Genomic DNA, 20633 nt, shown 5'->3' on the forward strand with positions numbered 1-20633 from the left:
GAAAAATCAGTGAAACAATGTCTGGTAAATCGCTTGCACGGCGGCGTGATCAACAGTGCAAGGGGCATTATTCATCAAGCGCTTAACGTTCAGGGCGGCATCGGCCAGCGACGGAACATCCGCGCGCGGCACCCCCAGCGCTTCCAGGTTGTCCGGCAGGTTGAGGCGTTTTACCAGCGCGGCAAAGTAATCCACCAGCGCGTGGGATTTATCCTCATCGCTGAGCGTGGTATCCGCGCCCGGAACCAGATCCCACACCTGCGCAAATTTTTCGACGGCATACGGGCGCACCACTTTCATGCAGGGGGCCAGAAGAATGGCATTGGCGACACCGTGCGGCAGGTGGTAAGTGCCACCCAGCGGATAGGAAAGCGCATGCACCAGGTGGGTACCCGCATGTGTGATCGCCGCCCCACCGTAATAAGAGGCCCACAACATTTCGAGGCGCGCGGTGAGGTTGTGTGGCTCACTGACGGCGGTTTCGATGTTGTGCAGAAGCTTACGCAGACCGGTCAGGGCGACGTTGTCGCTTACCGGGTTGGCGATCGTGGCGGTAAAGCATTCGATCAGGTGGCACAGGGCATCAATACCGGTAGAAGAGGCGATATGCGCAGGCATGCTGGTGGTCAGTTCCGGCAGCAGGGCGACATAATCCGGCAGCAGCACCGGAGAGATGATCCCCACTTTGGTGTTCTGTTCCGGGATCGCCAGAATCGCATTCGGCGTGGCTTCGGAGCCGGTCCCGGCGGTGGCCGGAATCAATAAAGACGGTACGCGTGCGGTCGGCTTTTCCCCGGCCAGCAGGGCGTCAAGGCCCGGAGAGCTCGGGTGATAAAGTACCGATAACAGTTTGCTGACGTCGAGAACGCTGCCGCCGCCGATTCCGACGACCAGATCAAATGCCGCGTCTGGCGCATCGGCGAGAATACGGGCGACATCATGCTGGCTGGGTTCCGGCGGTACGTTGTCAATAATCTGTACCAGTCGGCCTTCTGCCTGCAGCAGCGTCAGAATTTGCTGCGTTGCGGCAAGTTTGATGACGTTGCCATCGCTGACCAGTAAGAGTTTCTTTTTACCCGTAAGCAAAGGCGCGATAGCGGGGATGGCCCCTGCGCCGCTTATCAGAGTGCTGTTTATTGTTACCACAACGTTCTCCTGTCTGTCTTTGTGGTGATTGAACTCAATCATCTTTTTTCAATCACGGTCACTGTATGGCATAAATTTATAATTTATTCGCAAATTAAATAAGTTGATCTTGCTCACATATAATCAATTATGATTGAATATAATCATGTCCAGAACGTAACGACGCGGAGTAGGGATGAACAAACAAAGCGCGGTCCAGCAAGTGGTGATTCTGGCCGATGACTTCACAGGCGCAAACGATGCGGGCGTAAGCCTGGCGCAGGCAGGGATGCGTGTAGAAGTAGCACTGGAAGCGACATATCAAAGTGATGCGCAGGCGCTCATTTATAACAGCGACAGCCGGGCGATGACGGCGACGGCGGCGTACGAGAAGGTCGCCGCGCTGACCGAAAGCGTACTGCGTCTCTCTTCACCCGCGTGGCTGGTGAAAAAGATAGATTCCACGCTGCGCGGTAATCCGGGGGCGGAAGTGATGGCCATGCAGCGAATTACGGGTGCAAAGGCTGTGATTATCGCCCCGGCATTTCCGGCTGCAGGGCGCATTACCCGCGAGGGGAAATGCCTGGTCAATGGCGTGCTGCTTACCGACACCGAGTTTGCCAGCGATCCGAAAACGCCGATTACCCGTGCGGACGTGGGCGCGCTCTTTAGCGGACATAGCCAGAACATCACACCCTCGCAGTTGCCCGTCGCACTCTTGAGTGGCAGTGCGCAAGTCCCGGCGCTGCTGGTGGTGGATGCGCAAACGGATGCCGATCTGGATGACATCATCACCCATGCCATGCAGGCGAGTGAAAGGCCGCTGCTGGTCGGTTCCGCCGGGTTATGTGATGCCCTGTCACGCCGTCTGGCGCCGCAAAAACAGCCGGTAGTACTGGCGGTTGTCGGCTCAATGAGTGAAATCGCTCAAAAACAGGTGAGCGTAGCCGCGCAACATCCACGCTGCGAACACATCTTTGTTGATATTAATGACGTCTTTCAGTCGTCAGCCACCGATTATCGCACCGCGATTGTCGCCGCGCTTAACGGTGGACGCCATTGCCTGGTCCATACCTGCCCGGATGAACAGGCGCGCCATCAGGTGGCGGCGCTGTGCGAGCGCTGGGGAGTGAGCCGCGCTGAGTGCGGCGAGCGTATTTGTGATTATTTAGGCGCACTTACCCGCGATGTGCTGCAACACAGTACGCCTGATGGTCTCTATCTCTCGGGGGGTGATGTGGCGATAGCGGTCGCCAGGGCGCTCGGGGCAAAAGGGTTTCAGATTCGTGGGCGCGCCGCAGGTTGCGTGCCCTGGGGATATTTTTCAGGTTGCGATTGGCAACGACCAGTGATGACCAAAGCGGGCGGTTTCGGCGACGAAACCACGTTGCGCAAGGTTTTGCATTTTATTGAGGAGAAGTCGAGTGACTAACATTATTGCCGTAACCATGGGCGATCCTGCGGGGATTGGTCCGGAGATTATTATTAAATCGCTGGTCGAAGGGGAACTGTCCGGGGCGCCGGTTGTGGTTGTGGGCTGTGCCCAAACGTTTAACCGTATTCTGGCGCTGAACATCACGCCGCATGCGGAACTGCGTATTATTAACCAGGTCAGTGAGGCCCATTTTGCCCCTGGCGTGATTAACGTACTGGATGAACCGCTGGCGGACCCGCAGGCATTGGAACCCGGTAAAGTACAAGCCCAGGCAGGCGATCTGGCCTACCGCTGCGTACGTCGTGCGACCGAACTGGCGATGGCCGGCGACGTGAAGGCCATTGCCACCGCACCGCTGAACAAAGAAGCACTGCACTTAGGCGGCCACCACTACCCGGGGCATACTGAACTGTTGGCGAAACTGACCAACATTAATGACTACGCGATGGTGCTCTATACCGACAAACTCAAAGTGATTCACGTCACTACGCATATCGCGCTGCGTAAATTCCTCGATACCCTGAATCAGGATCGTATCAAGACGGTGATTCGTGTGGCGGACAGGTTCCTCAAACGCGTTGGCTTTGCAAATCCGCGTATCGCGGTGGCCGGGGTGAACCCGCATGCCGGAGAAAATGGTCTGTTTGGCGATGAAGAGATCACCACCGTAGGTCCGGCGGTTGAGGCCATGAAAGCCGAAGGAATCAATGTTTACGGCCCGTGCCCGCCGGACACGGTGTTTATGCAGTGCAATGAAGGGATGTACGACATGGTGGTGGCGATGTACCACGATCAGGGACATATTCCGTTAAAATTGCTGGGCTTTTACGATGGGGTTAATATCACTGCTGGTTTGCCGTTTATCCGTACCTCTGCGGATCATGGCACCGCTTTTGATATCGCCTGGACCGGAAAAGCGAAACCGGAGAGCATGGCGGTTTCCATCCAGTTAGCTATGCAAATCACACGAGAATAATATGAAGGGATATAACCGGTTAGAACAGATTATGGATTATCTGAAAGGCCATAATCTGGTAACGGTAGACCAACTGGTGACCATCACCAATGCGTCTCCTGCCACCATTCGCCGCGATTTGATCAAACTCGATCAGGAAGGGGTGATAAGCCGTTCGCACGGCGGCGTTACCCTTAACCGGTTTATCCCCTCGCAGCCGACGACGCATGAGAAAATGCAGCGTAACCTGTCGGAAAAACATGCCATCGCCTGTGCGGCCGCGTCGCTGGTGAAAGCCGGTGACGCGATTGTCCTTGATGCCGGTACCACCATGATTGAACTTGCCCGTCAGTTGACGCATCTGCCGCTGCGGGTGATCACCAGCGATTTGCACATTGCTCTGTTCCTCTCCGAGTTTAAGCAGATCGAAGTGACAATTATTGGTGGGCGTATTGATGACACCAGCCAGTCCTGCATCGGCGATCATGGCCGTAAACTGTTGCAGGGGATTTGGCCGGATCTGGCATTCGTAAGCTGCAACGGTTGGGATTTGGAAAAAGGCATCACCTCGCCAACCGAAGAGAAGGCGGCGCTGAAACGGGCATTGATTGATAATGCGCAGCGCCGGGTGTTGCTGGCCGACAGCAGTAAATACGGGGCGTGGTCGCTGTTTAACGTCGCCCGTCTTGATTCACTGACAGATATTGTCACCGACAGTCACCTGGGTGACGATATCCGCCAGAAACTTGCCGTTTTACCTGCCCGGTTAACCATCGCGGAATAACCGGGCCACGCCCTCAGGGCAGGCGCGCGATATTGGCTTTTATTACCGATACGGAGTGGTTGAATTTTGCCACTTCGTCTTCTTCAAGCTGTAACTCAATAATCTGCTGTACGCCGCTCTGGGTCAGGACCGCCGGGACACCGATAGCAACGTCGCTTACGCCATACTCACCGTCAAGCACGCAGGAGATCGCCAGCGCGCGGTGGCTTCCGGTAAAGATATTGCGGCAGATTTCCGCAATGGTCCCGGCAATACCGTACTCGGTGCAGCCTTTACGGGCGTAAATTTCAAAACCGTGTTTGCGCACGCTCTCCGCCAGTCCGTCAAAATCGATCGTCTGCCCGGTACGGCGCTTCCAGACATCGGCAATCGGCGAACCGTAGACCGACGAGTGCGACCACACCGGAAACTGGGTGTCGCCATGCTCGCCAAGGATAAAAGCATCGATACTCTGCGCGCCGATATCCAGCGTCTGCGCCAGCGCGCGCCGCAACCGGGTGGTATCCAGCCACACGCCAGTACCAATGACCTGGCTGCGCGGCAGGCCAGAGAGTTTCCACACCTGCCAGGTGATGATGTCGCAGGGGTTGGTGGCAATCAGAAAGATGCCGTTAAAGCCGTTTTCCATCATCTGCGGCACAATGTTTTTAACGATACGCGCGGTGTTTTGTAGCTCGTCCAGGCGGGTCTGCCCCGGTTTAAGCGGGCCGCCGGAGACAGTGATGACCGCAATGTCCACATCGGCACAGTCGGCGGCGTCGCGGTGGGTGATATGCATCATGCCCGGCATATACGCGGCGGCATCCGCCAGATCCTGCACATGGCCTTCAACGCGATCGCGGTTCAAATCAACAAGGATCAACTCTTCGGCAATGTTCTGATTCAGCAGGGCGTAAGCCGCCGATGCGCCAACATTGCCAGTACCGATGATCATCACTTTGCGGGCTCTGGTATTCATTTCTCTTCCGTTATCACGATTACGCGTGAGCGTAAATTACCGCCGCAGGCGCGATTTATGCAATCCGGACAGGGATATATAAGTTAATTGTATGGCGAAGTGAGCAGGGTTTGCGCGTAATTTAACAGAACCATAACAGGAGAGCCCATGTATACCTTTATCCCCGCCTCGGCGAGCCAGCCGGACATTCGTACTCTGATTGCCGCCCTGGATGCTTATCAAACCCAACTCTATCCGGCGGAGAGTAATCACCTGCTGGATCTGGCAACCCTGCCACCTGAGAGCGTAATCATGCAAGCCATCGTACATACGTCCGGAGAGGTGGTCGGCTGCGGTGCCATTGTGCTTAACCACGATGGTACCGGTGAGATGAAGCGGGTCTATATCGATGCGCGCCACCGGGGTCAGCAACTGGGGGATAAGCTGCTGAATGCCCTGGAGGCGGCGGCCGTTGCGCGCGAGTGCCATACGCTGCGCCTGGAGACGGGCATTAAACAGCAGTCGGCAGTTCGTCTTTATACACGCTGCGGATACCAGCAGCGGGAGGCTTTTGCCCCTTACGCAGAAGATCCGCTCAGTATTTTTATGGAAAAACGGCTGACTGCGGATCGGCTTTCAGCACTTCAATAAAGGCATCCAGGTGGCGGGTTTTCGCACCGCGCCGCCACACCAGCCAGGTGTTCAGCCAGCGCCAGTTTTCCGCCAGCGGCCAGGCGCCGACCTGGTGGTGACCGGGCATACTTTCCAGCATGCTGCGCGGAATAAGCGCCAGTCCGGCACCGGCAATCACGCAGGCCAGCATGCCGTGATAGGACTCCATTTCGTGGATTTTCCCGGGGGTAGCCTGATCGGCGTGAAACCAGCTCTCAAAATGGCGACGATAGGAACAGTTGGCGCGAAACGCATAAATACTGGAACCATTCACCTGGGCGGCCCGGGTGATGGGCTCGTGGCCGTGCGGGGCGACAATCATCATCTCTTCACGGTAAACCGGAATGCCTTCCAGGCCGGGATGCATCACCGGTCCATCGACAAAGGCGGCGCTCAGCGTGCCATCAAGAATACCGTCAATCATCGTGCCGGAAGGCCCGGTTGCCAGATCGAACTGAATGCGCGGATAGCGCTGATTATATTTCGCCAGTGTGGCCGGGATACGCACTGCTGCGGTGCTCTCCAGCGAACCGAGCGAAAACAACCCCTGTGGCTCGTCCCCGGCCACAACCATCCGCGCTTCATCAACCAGCGCGAGGATCTGCTGGCTGTAGCGCAAAAAGCTGTGCCCGGCGGGAGAAAGACGCAGCCGCTGGTTTTCACGAATAAAGAGATCCACCCCCAGGTCGGCCTCAAGCTGGCGAATGCGGGTGGTCAGGTTCGACGGCACACGATGCACTTTTTGCGCGGCCTGGGTAATGCTGCCGGTCTGCGCCACGGCGTTAAACATCTCAAGCTGCGTTAAATCCATAGCGTTCTCCATTCGTGAATAGGTAAGTTAATATTATTCAGTTTTCAGGAATAACAAATTCAGCGACGATAGCGCAATACCTGAACAGCGAAAGCGAGAGAATTATGTCAATTTCATCTGCCACCCATGCCATTTCCGTGAATCCGGCGACCGGGGAAACCCTGTCGGCTACCCCCTGGGCCAGCCGTGAAGACGTCGACGCTGCCCTGGAACTTGCCGCCAGAGGCTATCGCCAGTGGCGGCAAAAAAGTGTCAATGAGCGTGCGCAGGTTTTGCGTGCGGTCGGTGAGGTATTGCACCGTCACGGCGAAGCGATGGCGCAGTTGATTTCACAAGAGATGGGCAAACCGATAGCCCAGGCGCGCGGCGAAGTCGCTAAATCCGCCAACCTGTGCGACTGGTACGCCGAACACGGCCCGGCGATGCTGGGTTCAGAAGCCACCCAGGTTGAAAACAACCGGGCGACCATTGAATACCGTCCGATGGGGCCGATTCTGGCGGTGATGCCGTGGAACTTTCCGCTGTGGCAGGTGCTGCGCGGTGCGGTGCCGATTCTGCTGGCGGGCAACAGCTATCTGCTTAAGCATGCGCCGAATGTGCTGGGTTGTGCGGCGCTGACAGGCAAAATCTTTGCCGAAGCCGGGGTGCCGCAGGGCGTCTTTGGCTGGGTGAATGCCACCAACGACGGCGTGAGCCAGGCGATTAACGATCCGCGCATTGCGGCAATAACCGTTACCGGCAGCGTGCGTGCCGGGGCGGCGATTGGCGCTCAGGCCGGCGCCGCGCTGAAAAAATGTGTGCTCGAACTGGGCGGTTCCGACCCGTTTATTGTCCTTGGTGATGCGGATCTCGATCTGGCCGTGAAAGCAGCAGTGGCCGGACGTTATCAGAACACCGGGCAGGTTTGCGCGGCGGCTAAACGTTTTATTGTTGAAGCCAGCATTGCCGATGCCTTCACGGAGAAATTTATCGCGGCGGCGGCGGCCTTACCCCAGGGTGAACCGCAGGCTGAGTCAACCTACCTTGGCCCGATGGCGCGTTACGACCTGCGTGATGAACTGCACGCTCAGGTACTGGCGACGGTCAGCGAGGGGGCAACCCTGGCCCTCGGCGGTGAAAAACCCTCCGGGGCAGGGAACTACTACCCGGCAACCGTGCTGACCCATGTGACGCCAGAGATGACCGCTTTCCGTCAGGAGATGTTCGGCCCGGTGGCAGCCATCACTGTAGCGCGCGATGCGGAACATGCGCTGGAACTGGCCAATGACAGTGATTTCGGTCTGTCTGCGACGGTGTTTACCGCCGATATGGCGCTGGCAGAGGATTTTGCCGCCCGCCTGGAGTGTGGTGGCGTCTTTATTAACGGCTACAGCGCCAGCGATGCCCGCGTGGCGTTCGGTGGTGTGAAGAAAAGCGGATTTGGGCGTGAGTTGTCGCATTTCGGTCTGCACGAGTTTTGTAACGTGCAAACCGTATGGAAAGATCGCCTGTGATCGTATGCGCGCCCTTGCGGGGGCGCGCCGTCTGCGGATGTCATGGTTTCGTCATACTTCTTTCGTAAACTCGCGGGCATCGTGAGGTTATAGAAGAATATCATGAACTTAAAGCAAATTTTCCGCCGAATTTTTCGGCAATTGACACCACGGCAGTTTGGCTTACTGGCAGGTATCTTCTGGATAATAGGGCTTTTTTCCGCACTCCAGATTGCCTCCTCCTTCGTTCTTACCCTGTCGTTGCGCGATGCGCAACACAACGAACAGCTCAATCAACAAACCCACCTGCAACAGGTAAAAGTCGATGAAGCCCGCGTGGCGTTACTGGCGGCAAGCGATCTGCTTAACCGCGCAGGCGTCTATTTTATGCAGGATAAAGAGACCGGTTCTGACGGTAGCTGGCATAGCCTGATGGATGAGGCGCAGGCTGCGCTTGCGACGTCGCAGAAATCCTGGCAGGCATGGCTTGCGATGAATCCACCGAAAGATGACGGGCTGATCAACAGTTACCAGCTTTTCTACGGGGCAATCAAAGAACAGGCCGACGGGCTGGTGAAAACCAATTCTATCGATGCGTTCTTTGCCGTTCCGGCCCAGGCGTTTCAGGCCGATTTTAACGACAACTACGCGCGTTTTCAGCAGGCCAGTGAAAAGCGGGCCGATGAAGGCCGTCTGACCTTAATGGGCGGGCTAGCGCGCCTGCAACAGGTGTTTGTGCTGGTGCCTGTGCTGTTGGTGGTTATTGCCATTGCAGTCTGGTTTGGCATGTCACGCTGGGTAATTTCACCGCTGCGTCGGCTTATTGCCCATATCAATACTCTGGCCGCCGGTGACCTTTCCACGCCATTGCCGGAGGTCAAACGCTTCAACCGTGAAGTTGATCAGATTGTCCTGAGCGTTGACACCATGCAACACGGGTTACAGCAACTGGTCAGCCAGGTGAGTCACGCCACCCGTTCGATGGTGAACAATATTGATAGCCTGGCGCAGGATAACCAGAAGCTGTATCAGCAATCGACCCGCCAGGCACAAGAGCTTGAGGACGTGACGGCCCATATCGCGACCCTTGAATCCCATGTTGAAGGTAATAGCGGCTATGCCCAGCTTGCCAGTGAACGTGCTGATGAAGCGCGTAAAGTCGCGGCGGGGGGCGACAGCATGATGGAGACGGTAAACCAGTCGATGCAGGCGATTGTGGGCCGGGCGTCTGAAATGCGCGGTATCGTCGAATTGATTGAAGGGGTGGCGTTCCAGACCAATATTCTGGCGCTCAATGCCGCCATCGAGGCGGCGCACGCGGGTAACCACGGGCGCGGCTTTGCGGTGGTGGCCAAAGAGGTGGGTCTGCTGGCGCGTAAGAGCAGCCATTCGACGCAAACCATCCAGCAACTGATCAACCACTCTTTGCAGGGCATTAACGACGGTACTCACGCGGTCAGTAAGCTGGAAGATAACCTGCAACAGGTCACCGGCCTGGTCGGGCATCTTAGCGGATTACTGAACGATATCTCCACGGCGACCCTAAGCCAGGGGGAGAGCATTCATCATATGACCCGTCGTTTGCATTCGCTCAATAAGGTGGCGCGCCGCACCGGGGAACTGGTCACGGATGCCACCGAAGCGTCCGTGCAACTGCATAATGATTCTCACGCGCTGATGCAGGCCGTTTCTCGCTTTCGTCTCCCGGCCTGATTTTTGCTATACTCGCAGCCCTTTTTACGGCTGCGAGTAAGGATCGGGTGTGGCGACAGTCATGGATAACAGCGTACTTGAGGCATTGCTTGAGCAGGTACGCCCGCTGAAAGGTCTGGGAAAAGTGGCAGACTATATTCCCGCGCTGGCGACCATCAGCGGGGATAAATTGGGCATCGCCATTTGTACCGTCGACGGTGAACATTTCCAGGCAGGTGATGCCGACGAGCGTTTTTCCATTCAGTCACTTTCAAAAGTCCTCAGCCTTGTGGTGGCGATGAACCATTACGAGGAGGATGAAATCTGGACGCGTGTCGGTAAAGACCCGTCCGGTCAGCCGTTTAATTCTCTATTGCAACTTGAAATAGAGCAGGGCAAACCGCGTAATCCGTTTATCAATGCGGGCGCGCTGGTGGTCTGCGATATGTTGCAAAGCCGCCTGAGCGCCCCGCGCCAGCGGATGCTGGAAATCGTGCGCAAACTGTCCGCCACGCCGGATATCGCGTTCGACAGCGTGGTGGCCCGCTCCGAGTTTGAACACTCCGCGCGTAACGCGGCGATTGCCTGGTTGATGAAATCCTTTGGTAACTTCAATAATGATGTTGCCACGGTACTGCAAAACTACTTTCACTACTGCGCGCTGAAAATGAGCTGTGTCGAGTTGGCGCGGACCTTTCTCTTTTTGGCCGATAAAGGCACGGCGCCGCACCTTGCGCAACCGGTGTTAACGCCGCAACAAACACGCCAGGTCAACGCGCTGATGGCAACCAGCGGCATGTATCAAAATGCCGGTGAGTTCGCCTGGCGTGTCGGGTTACCGGCAAAATCGGGCGTGGGCGGCGGCATTGTCGCGATTGTGCCGCAAGAGATGGCCATTGCGGTCTGGAGCCCGGAACTGGACGAGGCCGGCAATTCACTGGCGGGGATTGCCCTACTGGAGGCGCTGACCCAAAAACTGGGGCGTTCGGTGTATTGATGTCTGACTACGACGCTTTGTTTGCGCGGCTTGCCCGCTCCACTTTTCGTTCCCGCTTTCGGCTGGGGGCGAAAGAGCGCCAGTACTGCGTGGATAAGGGCGCAGAGGTTATCGCGGCACACGCGGCTGATTTTGTTGCCCGGCGCCTGGCCCCTGCGCTACCTCATAATGACGGCAAACAGACGCCGATGCGCGGTCATCCGGTCTTTATTGCCCAGCATGCTACGGCCACCTGCTGTCGGGGGTGTCTGGCAAAATGGCACGCTATTCCTGCAGGCGCTGAACTTACAGAGGTACAGCAGCGCTATATCGTCGGGGTGATTTATCACTGGCTGGTCCTGCAAATGAATTCATAACACTAATGAATTAAACGGCAAATACATGTTAAAAGCCTGTTATATCGACATTACATGTTAAGCTATACGCCGTTTTTGTCGCGTCGAAATGACCTGCAACATCCTTACCTGGGATTGATAAGTAATGCGCGCTCTTTTTTCGCCCACATTTCGCCTGCTGCGAAATGATCAGCCGTTCATCAATGCGACGGTGATTTTTCTGATCACCACGCTTTTTTATTTTGTTGGGGCGATGCTGCGTCTGGTCGAGGCGCTTTCGCTCTTCTGGCCGCTAAATGCAGTAATGGCAGGGATCTTTGCCCGTTACGCTTTCTTACAGCGCTGGCCTTACTATCTGATGAGCTTTGTGGCGATGCTTCTCTATGACGGCGTCACCACCTCGTGGGGCTGGTCGTCGGTGGTGATTAACTTTTCTAACATGGTTTTTATCATAACCATGGCGCAACTGGTGCAACGCGAGCAGCAGCTTATGCGTCATGCGCCGCAACCCATAAACGCCCTTAATCTTTTTGGCTACTGTCTGGTGTCGGCAATGCTCTGCTCGCTTTTCGGTGCCTTTGGCTCGATGGGGGTAGTCATCAACCAGGATTTCCTGATGCTCTTTGGTGACTGGTTCAGCGAGCAGTTCTCGACGGGTGTGCTGATCCTGCCCTGCATCCTGACCGCTGTCTGGCCGGATACGCGGCTGGCTTTAAATAGCAAAACGTTGCTGCCAGTACTGGCGCTGATTGTCTCCGTACTGGCCTCGGTGTGGGTAGGGGGAGCGGGCAGTCTGGCATTCCCGCTGCCGGCGCTTATCTGGTGCGCCGTCACTTTCTCCTTGCCGTTGACCTGCCTGCTGACATTGATAACCGGCGGGCTGGAGATCATCCTGGTGGCCAACGGGTTGATCAATATTTTTGTCGCCTCGCCGTTACAGATGTCGCGCATGTTTTCTGCCCGACTGGGCATTGCCACAATGGCAATTTGCCCGGTCATCGTTTCTGTTAGCGTAGAAACCATCAACCGTTTGATGCGCCATGTGTCTTTGCGCGCGGACTACGATTTTCTGACCCGCGTCTACTCCCGTTCCGGTCTGTATGAAGCGCTCAACCATGACAGTAATGGCTTTGCCAACCAACATCTGACGGTCATGCTGCTGGATATCGATTACTTCAAAAGCGTTAATGATAACCACGGGCACGAGTGCGGCGACCGGATACTCACCTCGTTTGCGCAGAAGGTTCGTCAGGCGCTGGGGGAGCAGGGCATTATTGCCCGGATGGGCGGTGAAGAGTTCGCGGTAATAGCCGCTACGCCTGGTCCGCAGCAGGGTTTTCTGTTGGCTGAACGGCTGCGTAAGTCGGTTGAGGGGCAACTTTTTCACTGGCATGACCAGACACTGCGCCTGACGGTCAGTATTGGCGTCAGCAACGGACAGGTCCTTTCCGGCTCGTTGACGGAGGCGTTTAATAAATTACTCGCTGAGGCGGATGAGTATCTTTATCGTTCCAAAAAGGCGGGGCGAAATTGCACCAGTATGCGTCAGTCGCCACTGGAAGAAACATTAAAGCCTTCGGTCAGTTTCTGAGCCCGAACGGTTTCTCAATCTCCTGTTTCGACAGCGCGCATCTGCAATGTAATAAGGCAAAACGATAGCGATAAGTTATTAAATTACTTGCTACAAATTTTCATCGTCAATACTATAACCGAGTATATGTATCGGAAAAAATTTGCGCCATGAATGGATCTGACAATTTGAAGAAAAGCGAGCGGATCACTGGCGGCAGGTTCGTCAGGCGCATGTACTTGATGCGTATTCTTGGGACCTTTCTCTGTTTTTTCCCCATCCTCTCCGTATTGTTGGAACTCCATCGTCCCCTGTGGCTGATACTCTTACTGGGCGCTAATGCCTTTATCTGGCCGACACTGGCGTTTATGCGCGCCCGCCGCTCCGACACCCCCCTGACGCTGGAACATCAAAACCTGATCTTAGATGCCGGTGCCGGTGGGTTCTGGATAGCCATGATGTCGGTTAACCCCCTGCCGTCGGTGGTCATTGCCACGATCCTGCTCGCCGATCGCCTCTCGGCGGGTGGCGTTGAGCTGATGCGCAAAGCGGGGATGTTAATGTTGGCCGCTTTTGCGGCGGCATGGGTGGCGCAGGGGATGGATTTTTATGTTGAGGTGTCTCAGCGCACCATGTTCACGACGCTGCCCCTGATTGCCATCTATATGCTGGCGCTCAGCGTACTGACCGACAACATTGCCGTAAAGCTGCGAAATAAAAGCCGCGAGCTGGAACGCATTGCGATGATGGACCCGCTGCTGGATATTGCCAACCGTCGCCTGCTGGAAAAACGTATCCAGTATGAGTTGGATAAACTGCGTGAACTGCCGCGCAATTCAATGCTGATGTTCATCGATATCGATAATTTCAAAGAAGTTAACGATCGGTTTGGTCACAAAGTGGGCGACGCACTGCTGGTCACAGTGTCGAAGATCCTGCATGCCGCGACGCGAAAAACGGATACCCCGGCGCGGCTGGGTGGGGATGAATTCGTGATTTTGCTTCCGGATACTACCCAGGAAGAGGCGCTTGCCGTTGCCGGGCGAATTATGGATTCCGCTGCCGTGATGAGCGTAACTCAGGAATATGCCTTCCACTGTACACTGAGTATTGGCATTGCCAGTGCGACCCAGGGGATGCAAAACGTCACCGACTGGCTGAAAGCGGCGGATGACGCCCTCTATAAAGCAAAACGCCGCGGCAAAAATCAAATCTACTCACACTGACAAACGTGCTGAATACGCTAAGCTTTATCCTGTACACCGCGAATCGGTCGCTCGATCACGTCTTATAATCGCGGACACCTGCCGATACTGACTAGCGAGATAGGCACTTTATGAAAACTCCTGCAATTCCCTTTGATGAGGAAAAACGCCTGGCGTCGTTGCGCGAATCCGGGTTGCTTGATACAGGAACTAATGAACGTTTTGACCGCCTGACAAGGCTGGCAAAGCGGTTGTTCAATGTTCCTATCGCGCTGGTGACCCTGGTGGGTGAAAAGACTCTGCATTTTAAAACCAGTGACGGCACCGCCCACGAAAGCCTGCCGCGTCATCTCTCCTTTTGTGGACACACCATCCTCAGCACAACGCCGCTTATCGTCAACGATGCCGGTAGCGACGAGCGTTTTTGTGATAACCCACTGGTAACCGGCGAATCCCATCTGCGCTTTTATGCAGGCTATCCGCTGCGTCTGCCCGATGGAGCGCTGGTCGGCTCATTTTGCCTGCTCGATCGCAGCCCGCGCGCTTTCTCATCCGCCGAGGTGGATATTCTGAAAGATTTTGCGCTGATCGTGGAAAATGAGTTTGCGGTGATGAGCGCCGCGACCACCGATGAACTCACCGGGCTGTTTAACCGCCGTGCGTTTGATAACCTGGTGAAATTTGCGATAAACAGCGCCCGTCGTCGCGCTGAACCGCTAGCGCTGGCGTGGGTGGATCTCGACGGTTTCAAACAGATCAACGACACCTGGGGGCACAGCGAGGGCGATGAGGCTCTGCGCTCAATGGCAAAAGTGATGCGCGCAAGCTTCCGGGAAGCGGATCTGTTAGTGCGCTATGGTGGGGATGAGTTCGCAGTCCTTTTTTCCGACACCCATGAGCAGGGGGCGTGGATTGCCCTGGAGTATCTGGTGGAGCAGACTCAGGCCTGGAACTTGTCCTCTGGCAAACCCTGGAAGCTTGCCTTTTCCTGGGGGGTAAGTGAGTTCGATCATAACGGTAACGGCGATATAAAAGCCTGGCTGGAAGATGCGGATGCCAAGATGTACGCCATGAAGACGAAAAACCATCGCGAACGCTAGTGACATAATAAAAACCTATGACGCGGGATGTTGTGTTAACAATATGTAAAATGCATAGTGGTTATTTTTAAGGAACAAAAATGACCACCACCTCTTTAGTTCGCCTCCTTGATGCCAGCGAAATCCGTGCCCGTATCGATGAACTCTGTGACGTATTAGAAAACTGCGTGCAGGGCGGGGCGTCCGTCAGCTTTATGTTGCCTTTCGGGCGGGAAAAATCTCGCGCCTTCTGGCAGAGTGTGGCTGACAGCGCAGGGCGTAATGAACGCGTCGTACTGGTAGATGAAAATAGTGAAGGCCTTATAAACGGCACCGTTCAGCTTATTGTCAACCAGCCCGAAAACCAGCCGCATCGTGCCGATGTCGCCAAACTCCTGGTGCATGAACGTGCCCGACGTCAGGGTATCGCCGGTAAGTTAATGGCACACCTTGAAATCGTTGCCCGTGAGCAGGGAAAAACGGTACTGGTACTGGACACCAGTACCGGGAGCGGGGCGGAATCTTTCTATACCCGGTGCGGCTGGCAAAAGGTCGGTGAGATCCCGCGCTATGCCCTAATGCCAGATGGGGCGATGACCGCGACGAGCGTCTTTTATAAGTTTTTGTGACGGGTGTTGTATTTTTGTGATTGCCGTTGGAAATGTTGTCTCGCTTTGATCAAAACAGGGGTTCATGGTCGAAAAGTTTGATAAGTTATTAGACCAATCTTCCTAGGTTGTATGACTAATCAAAAAAGGAACCCATTGTGAACACAGTTAACCGTCGCGATTTCCCCGGCGCTTCTTACCCAGAGCGTGTGATTCAGTTTGGCGAAGGCAACTTTCTGCGTGCCTTCGTCGACTGGCAGATCGATTTATTGAACGAGCACACTGACCTCAATGCCGGGGTGGTGATTGTTCGTCCGATCGACAGCGACTTCCCGCCCTCTCTGAGCACCCAGGATGGCTTGTATACCACTATCATTCGTGGCCTGAATGAGCAGGGCGAAGCGGTTAGCGACTCACGCCTGATCCGTTCCGTGAATCGTGAAATCAGTGTTTACGGGCAGTACGATGAGTTCCTGAAACTTGCGCATAACCCGGAGATGCGTTTCGTCTTCTCCAACACTACCGAAGCCGGTATCAGCTATCACGCTGGCGACAAATTCGATGACGCACCTGCGGTGAGCTATCCGGCGAAACTGACCCGTCTGCTGTTCGAACGCTTTAGCCACTTTAACGGCGCGGCAGATAAAGGTTGGGTCATCATCCCGTGTGAACTGATTGACTACAACGGTGACGCGCTGCGTGAACTGGTGCTGCGCTATGCGCAGGACTGGGCGCTGGGCGATGCGTTCGTGGCATGGCTCGATTCTGCTAACACCTTCTGCTCAACGCTGGTTGACCGTATCGTAACGGGCTATCCGCGCGATGAAGTGGCAAAAATTGAAGCGGAACTGGGTTACCATGACAACTTCCTCGACACCGCAGAACACTTCTATCTGTTTGTGATCCAGGGGCCGCAGTCACTGGCCGCCGAACTACGTCTGGACAAATATCCGCTGAACGTGCTGATTGTCGACGACATCAAACCCTATAAAGAACGCAAAGTCGCTATTCTGAACGGTGCGCATACCGCACTGGTTCCGGTTGCCTTCCAGGCGGGTCTTGATACCGTAGGCGAGGCCATGAACGATACCGAAATCTGTGCCTTTGTTGAGAAAGCGATTTATGAAGAGATTATCCCGGTGCTCGACCTGCCGCGTGATGAGCTGGAATCCTTTGCCAGCGCGGTGACCGGGCGTTTCCGTAACCCGTATATCAAACATCAGTTGCTCTCTATCGCCCTGAACGGCATGACCAAATTCCGTACCCGCATTCTTCCGCAACTGCTGGCAGGGCAGAAAGCTACCGGTAAACTGCCTGCGCGCCTGACTTTTGCGCTGGCCGCGTTGATCGCTTTCTACCGTGCAGACCGCAATGGCGAAGCCTATCCGGTGCAGGATGACGCCCACTGGATCACCCGTTACCAGCAACTGTGGGGCCAACATGGTGATCATCAGATCAGCACCAGCGATCTGGTAAAAGCGGTATTGTCGGTCAGCGAACACTGGGAGCAGGACCTGACTCAAGTCAGTGGACTGGTAGAACAAGTTTCTCTGGATCTCGACGCTATCCTGCTGCAGGGCATGCGTCAGGCTGTGAAACCGCTGTGCTAATGGCATTCTGTTAAGCGTGTAACGAACCCGGCTTGCGCCGGGTTTTCTTTTTCCTGCCTTTAGTTACAACATACTATTAAAGAGGATTAAAACACGCGCATCAGAATCGGCGGAAAAATGTGAAAAGGTCTGTCAGGACGAAAGATCTTTTCTATACTTTACTTTGCCACACCAGTGCCGATACGTTCGGCCAGGGAAATCCGTTGTTGCCGCAGCCTGGCGCAACAAGAACGAAAGAGAGGGACAAGCAATGGAAAAGCTGGAAAGAGCGGTGCCTGTTGTTATGGGTCTGGTCGTCAGTATTTCGCTTATTGCCACGGCATGGGATATCTCATTCGTCAGTACTTTGCCCTGAGTAGTTGCCTGAAAGGGGACGTGTTCCCCTTTCAGGCCTTAAACCATTCCCGTGTTTCTTTCGCCACTCGTTGTAATAACGCCACCGCCTCTTCGCTGCTATGAATATTGGTGTAACCCATGATTAACCCGTAGCGTTTTTCAGGGCTGTTATACCACTCTGAAAGTGGACTGACCTTTAGCTGCGCGTTTTGCCAGATTTTTGCCAGATGTACATCTTCTGTGCCATGGCGCAAAAAAGCGATAATGTGCATGCCGCCATCGTTAACCTCAACATCAAACAGATCCGGAAAAACCAGGCTTAGCGCATCGAGTGCCATCTGGCGACGTTGCTGATATAGCGTGCGCATCTTCTTTAAATGGCGAAAGAAATGTCCTTCTGCAAGGAAGTTCGCAACGATTTTTTGTGTCAGCACCGGTTGTGCGCTTTCAGTGATTTCACCGGCCTCATGAAAGGCGTTAAGGGTGGTGCGCGGCATGACCAGATAGCTGATACGCAGGGCAGGCATCACCGTTTTACTGAATGTGCCCATATAAATGACCCGATCCTCATTATCAATACTCTTGAGGGCAGGCAGTACCTTGCGGGTGTAATGGAATTCGCCATCATAATCATCTTCTATGATCCACGCGTTGTTAGCATTGGCCCACTCCAGTAACTGGCGTTTACGCGGCAGGGAAAGGGTGACCGCCAGCGGGCTATGGTGTGAGGGAGTGATGCAGACAAAGCGGGCATCCGAATGGTATTTCAGCAGATAATCAACGTTAAGCCCCTGCTTGTCGACTGGCGCGTAATGAAGGTTTTCGACCTTCTTTCTCAGTAATTGCTGACCAAAGATATAGCCCGGATTTTCAATAACGACTTTATCGCCGCGCGTCGCCAGCGCATCGAGGATAAGCGTAAGATTATTACGATAACCTCCAGTGATATAAATATGCTCCGCCGTGCAGGTCAGCCCACGAGAAACACTCAGATAACGGGCAATGGCCTCACGTAGCGGCGGATAGCCCATCAGTGGGGGATTGGTCATCTCTTTGGCTGACATAGCGCGCACGGCTTTGCCGGACAGAAGCAGCCATTTCTTGTAAGGAAAGGCATCCAGTGCGGGAATGCCCAGACGGAAATAGCCCTCCCTGTCGCGAACATCTACCATTGATCTGAGCTGTGTGTCAGCGGTCCAGGCCTGAACGGGACATTCTGCCTTTTTAGGGAGCAGCAGGTCCGGGTTTACCCGTGTGCCTTTCGCACCCTGGCTGACCAGATAGCCTTCACCTACCAGAATGGCATACGCCGTTTCCACGGTTTTTCGCGCCACCTCCAGTTCGTCAGCCAGCACACGCACCGAAGGGACTTTGTCTCCGGGTCTTAACAACCCGCTGAGAATGTTGTGCCGATAGCGTTCGTAAATGTCACGATAGCCTAACCTCATGTCCTACCTCATTTGTCTGTTTTTGTACCTTTTTAGTACGTCATAAATCTCTAATATAGCGGCTGTCAAATCAATTCATGAGGAAAATGACAATGACCACTCGCGCTAACCACTTCCAGACCGTACCTGTACTTATCAACACGCTGGTTGAAGCCAGCATGGCATCACATAAAAGTTCACTGGATGGAGCAATCAAAAACCTGGTGGATATTCGCGCTTCTCAACTTAACGGCTGCGCGTTTTGTCTGGATATGCATGTGAAGCAGGGCAAACTGCGCGGCGAACGCGAACTGCGTCTTTACCATGTGGCTATCTGGCGGGAATCACCCTTGTTTAGCGCCAAAGAAAAAGCGGCGCTGGCGTTAACCGAAGCCTTAACACATCTCGGTCCGCAAGGGGTGACGGATGAGGTTTATCGCCACGTGGGGGATCATTTTAGCGAGGTAGAAATTTCCGAACTGGCGTTTGCCATTGCCACCATCAACGCCTGGAACCGCCTGCAGATTCTCGCGCAAATAGCACCCGGCTCGCAGGATGCGGCCTATGGTCTGGATCGCGCCGGGTTACAGTGAGTGCTGTCTGTACTCGCGGATAAAGGCGATAAACGCCTGCAAACCGGCAGGGATATGACGATGACCGGGGTAATACAAACACAGCCCTTTAAAGGGCTGTGTCCACTCATTGAGCACACTGACCAGCCGGCCTGAACGTAAATCATCTGCAATATACAATTCCGGTAAAAAACCGATGCCGAGCCCGGCGCGTACCGCGGCAATGGATGTAAACAGGTCGGTGGTGGCAAGTCTCGGTGGCACGGCAATGGCAAATTGTTCGCCGTGACGCGCAAACTCCCAGCGATAAATACCCCCGTGCGACATTCGCATGCAGATACCTTGCTGCCGGGTGAGGGCTTCCGGGGTGAGCGGCGTGCCGTGTTCAGCAAACCATTGTGGCGTGGCGACCACCCGCATATGAATATCCGGCGTCAGCGGCACGGCAATCATATCCTGTGGAACCGCTTCCGCCAGACGAACCCCGGCGTCGTACCCCTCGGCGACAATATCGATCATGCGAGCATCACTGGCGGTTTCCATGCGCATTTGCGGATAGCGCGCCAGAAAAGCAATCATCAGTTCATCGAAAAATAGCTGCCCGATAGCCTGCGGTACATTAATGCGTAAGGTACCTGAAGGCTCATCAGGCTGGCTGTGAATTTCGTCCGCGGCCTGCTGGATCTCTTGCAATGCCGGACCGATACGGGCGACAAAACGCTGTCCGGCTTCGGTGAGCGCGACACTGCGAGTCGTGCGGTTAAAAAGTCTGGCGTCAAGACGCGTTTCCAGCCCGGCGATGGCATTACTGACCGCCGTTGCCGACATCCCCAGCTCCTGGGCTGCGGCACGAAAGCTTCCCCGACGCAGCACCGCCATCACCACTTCCAGTTCAATCAAACCTGAACGATGCATAGATTATCCTGATAATCGAAACAACCCTTGCAGGATAACCCGGATTATCGGCGCGATAAAGCTGTGCCAGACTGGCTGCATTAACCGTGGAGGACA

19 protein-coding genes are annotated in these 20633 nt (G+C 55.0%); 14 read left to right on the top strand and 5 right to left on the bottom strand.

Translation table 11 applies throughout. The annotated features are described in order from the left end of the window. Positions 1 to 6: 6 nt before the first annotated feature. On the bottom strand, positions 7 to 1146 hold the full coding sequence (locus C5523_RS12800) for an iron-containing alcohol dehydrogenase (RefSeq protein ID WP_071194322.1): 1140 nt from the start codon (positions 1144 to 1146) through the stop codon (positions 7 to 9). A 175-nt stretch (positions 1147 to 1321) separates the two neighbouring features. Between C5523_RS12800 and C5523_RS12805 the strand changes: the two genes are divergently transcribed. From C5523_RS12805 to C5523_RS12815, 3 genes are read left to right on the top strand one after another with little or no spacing between them, the layout of a single operon-like run. After that, positions 1322 to 2557 carry a four-carbon acid sugar kinase family protein gene (locus C5523_RS12805; protein ID WP_108701237.1) on the top strand — a complete coding sequence of 412 codons (1236 nt, stop codon included), beginning with the start codon at positions 1322 to 1324 and terminating at the stop codon, positions 2555 to 2557. Continuing rightward, positions 2550 to 3536, top strand: a complete 987-nt coding sequence (locus tag C5523_RS12810) for a D-threonate 4-phosphate dehydrogenase (protein WP_107222770.1) — start codon at positions 2550 to 2552, stop codon at positions 3534 to 3536. The genes C5523_RS12805 and C5523_RS12810 overlap by 8 nt, the downstream gene beginning before the upstream one ends. A 1-nt stretch (position 3537) precedes the next feature. Then, positions 3538 to 4299, top strand: a complete 762-nt coding sequence (locus C5523_RS12815) for a DeoR/GlpR family DNA-binding transcription regulator (RefSeq protein WP_039078932.1) — start codon at positions 3538 to 3540, stop codon at positions 4297 to 4299. A gap of 13 nt (positions 4300 to 4312) precedes the next feature. On the opposite strand, the gene C5523_RS12820 is transcribed toward C5523_RS12815, so the two are convergent. Further along, on the bottom strand, positions 4313 to 5257 hold the full coding sequence (locus C5523_RS12820; protein WP_039078933.1) for an L-lactate dehydrogenase: 945 nt from the start codon (positions 5255 to 5257) through the stop codon (positions 4313 to 4315). A 147-nt stretch (positions 5258 to 5404) separates the two neighbouring features. Between C5523_RS12820 and C5523_RS12825 the strand changes: the two genes are divergently transcribed. Further along, a complete protein-coding gene (locus C5523_RS12825) occupies positions 5405 to 5887 on the top strand; it encodes a GNAT family N-acetyltransferase (protein ID WP_108701238.1) in 483 nt (160 codons plus the stop codon). Here the strand turns inward: C5523_RS12825 and C5523_RS12830 are convergent. Next, positions 5841 to 6719, bottom strand: a complete 879-nt coding sequence (locus C5523_RS12830; RefSeq protein WP_039078935.1) for a LysR family transcriptional regulator — start codon at positions 6717 to 6719, stop codon at positions 5841 to 5843. The two genes, C5523_RS12825 and C5523_RS12830, sit on opposite strands and share 47 nt — an antisense overlap. Before the next feature lie 104 nt (positions 6720 to 6823). On the opposite strand from C5523_RS12830, the gene sad reads away from it, so the two are divergent. The 9 genes from sad (at position 6824) to C5523_RS12875 (ending at position 17287) form a co-directional block, all read left to right on the top strand. Beyond that, positions 6824 to 8212 (top strand): succinate-semialdehyde dehydrogenase, encoded by a 1389-nt coding sequence (sad, locus tag C5523_RS12835; RefSeq protein ID WP_107222768.1) that lies wholly within the window; start codon positions 6824 to 6826, stop codon positions 8210 to 8212. A 102-nt stretch (positions 8213 to 8314) separates the two neighbouring features. Next, on the top strand, positions 8315 to 9904 hold the full coding sequence (locus tag C5523_RS12840; protein ID WP_108701239.1) for a methyl-accepting chemotaxis protein: 1590 nt from the start codon (positions 8315 to 8317) through the stop codon (positions 9902 to 9904). Between the two features lie 49 nt (positions 9905 to 9953). After that, a complete protein-coding gene (gene glsB / locus C5523_RS12845) occupies positions 9954 to 10880 on the top strand; it encodes a glutaminase B (protein ID WP_108701240.1) in 927 nt (308 codons plus the stop codon). Continuing rightward, positions 10880 to 11236 carry a DUF4186 domain-containing protein gene (locus C5523_RS12850; RefSeq protein WP_039078939.1) on the top strand — a complete coding sequence of 119 codons (357 nt, stop codon included), beginning with the start codon at positions 10880 to 10882 and terminating at the stop codon, positions 11234 to 11236. The genes glsB and C5523_RS12850 overlap by 1 nt, the downstream gene beginning before the upstream one ends. A 124-nt stretch (positions 11237 to 11360) precedes the next feature. Beyond that, complete coding sequence (locus C5523_RS12855) at positions 11361 to 12806, top strand: GGDEF domain-containing protein (protein WP_108701241.1); 1446 nt, start codon at positions 11361 to 11363, stop codon at positions 12804 to 12806. Positions 12807 to 13018: 212 nt separating this feature from the next. Continuing rightward, positions 13019 to 14011: a sensor domain-containing diguanylate cyclase gene (locus C5523_RS12860; protein WP_079498250.1), complete on the top strand. Its 993-nt coding sequence runs from the start codon at positions 13019 to 13021 to the stop codon at positions 14009 to 14011. A 110-nt stretch (positions 14012 to 14121) separates the two neighbouring features. Beyond that, the gene (locus tag C5523_RS12865) at positions 14122 to 15090 is read left to right on the top strand and encodes a sensor domain-containing diguanylate cyclase (RefSeq protein WP_071194263.1); all 969 of its coding nucleotides are present in this window, start codon (positions 14122 to 14124) and stop codon (positions 15088 to 15090) included. A gap of 80 nt (positions 15091 to 15170) precedes the next feature. Then, complete coding sequence (locus C5523_RS12870; protein WP_108701242.1) at positions 15171 to 15698, top strand: GNAT family N-acetyltransferase; 528 nt, start codon at positions 15171 to 15173, stop codon at positions 15696 to 15698. A 137-nt stretch (positions 15699 to 15835) separates the two neighbouring features. Then, on the top strand, positions 15836 to 17287 hold the full coding sequence (locus C5523_RS12875) for a tagaturonate reductase (RefSeq protein WP_039078944.1): 1452 nt from the start codon (positions 15836 to 15838) through the stop codon (positions 17285 to 17287). 386 nt (positions 17288 to 17673) lie between these two features. Here the strand turns inward: C5523_RS12875 and C5523_RS12880 are convergent, their stop codons facing one another. Further along, positions 17674 to 19071 carry a PLP-dependent aminotransferase family protein gene (locus tag C5523_RS12880; protein ID WP_108701243.1) on the bottom strand — a complete coding sequence of 466 codons (1398 nt, stop codon included), beginning with the start codon at positions 19069 to 19071 and terminating at the stop codon, positions 17674 to 17676. 92 nt (positions 19072 to 19163) lie between these two features. Here C5523_RS12880 and C5523_RS12885 point away from each other — a divergent pair, with 92 nt between their 5' ends. Beyond that, positions 19164 to 19643: a carboxymuconolactone decarboxylase family protein gene (locus C5523_RS12885; RefSeq protein WP_108701244.1), complete on the top strand. Its 480-nt coding sequence runs from the start codon at positions 19164 to 19166 to the stop codon at positions 19641 to 19643. Here C5523_RS12885 and C5523_RS12890 read toward each other — a convergent pair. After that, positions 19635 to 20537 (bottom strand): LysR family transcriptional regulator, encoded by a 903-nt coding sequence (locus tag C5523_RS12890; RefSeq protein ID WP_108701245.1) that lies wholly within the window; start codon positions 20535 to 20537, stop codon positions 19635 to 19637. The genes C5523_RS12885 and C5523_RS12890 overlap by 9 nt on opposite strands. Positions 20538 to 20633 lie beyond the last annotated feature (96 nt).

Origin of the sequence: Phytobacter sp. SCO41 (assembly GCF_003073275.1) — a bacterium.
In the GTDB taxonomy this organism is placed as follows: domain Bacteria; phylum Pseudomonadota; class Gammaproteobacteria; order Enterobacterales; family Enterobacteriaceae; genus Phytobacter; species Phytobacter diazotrophicus.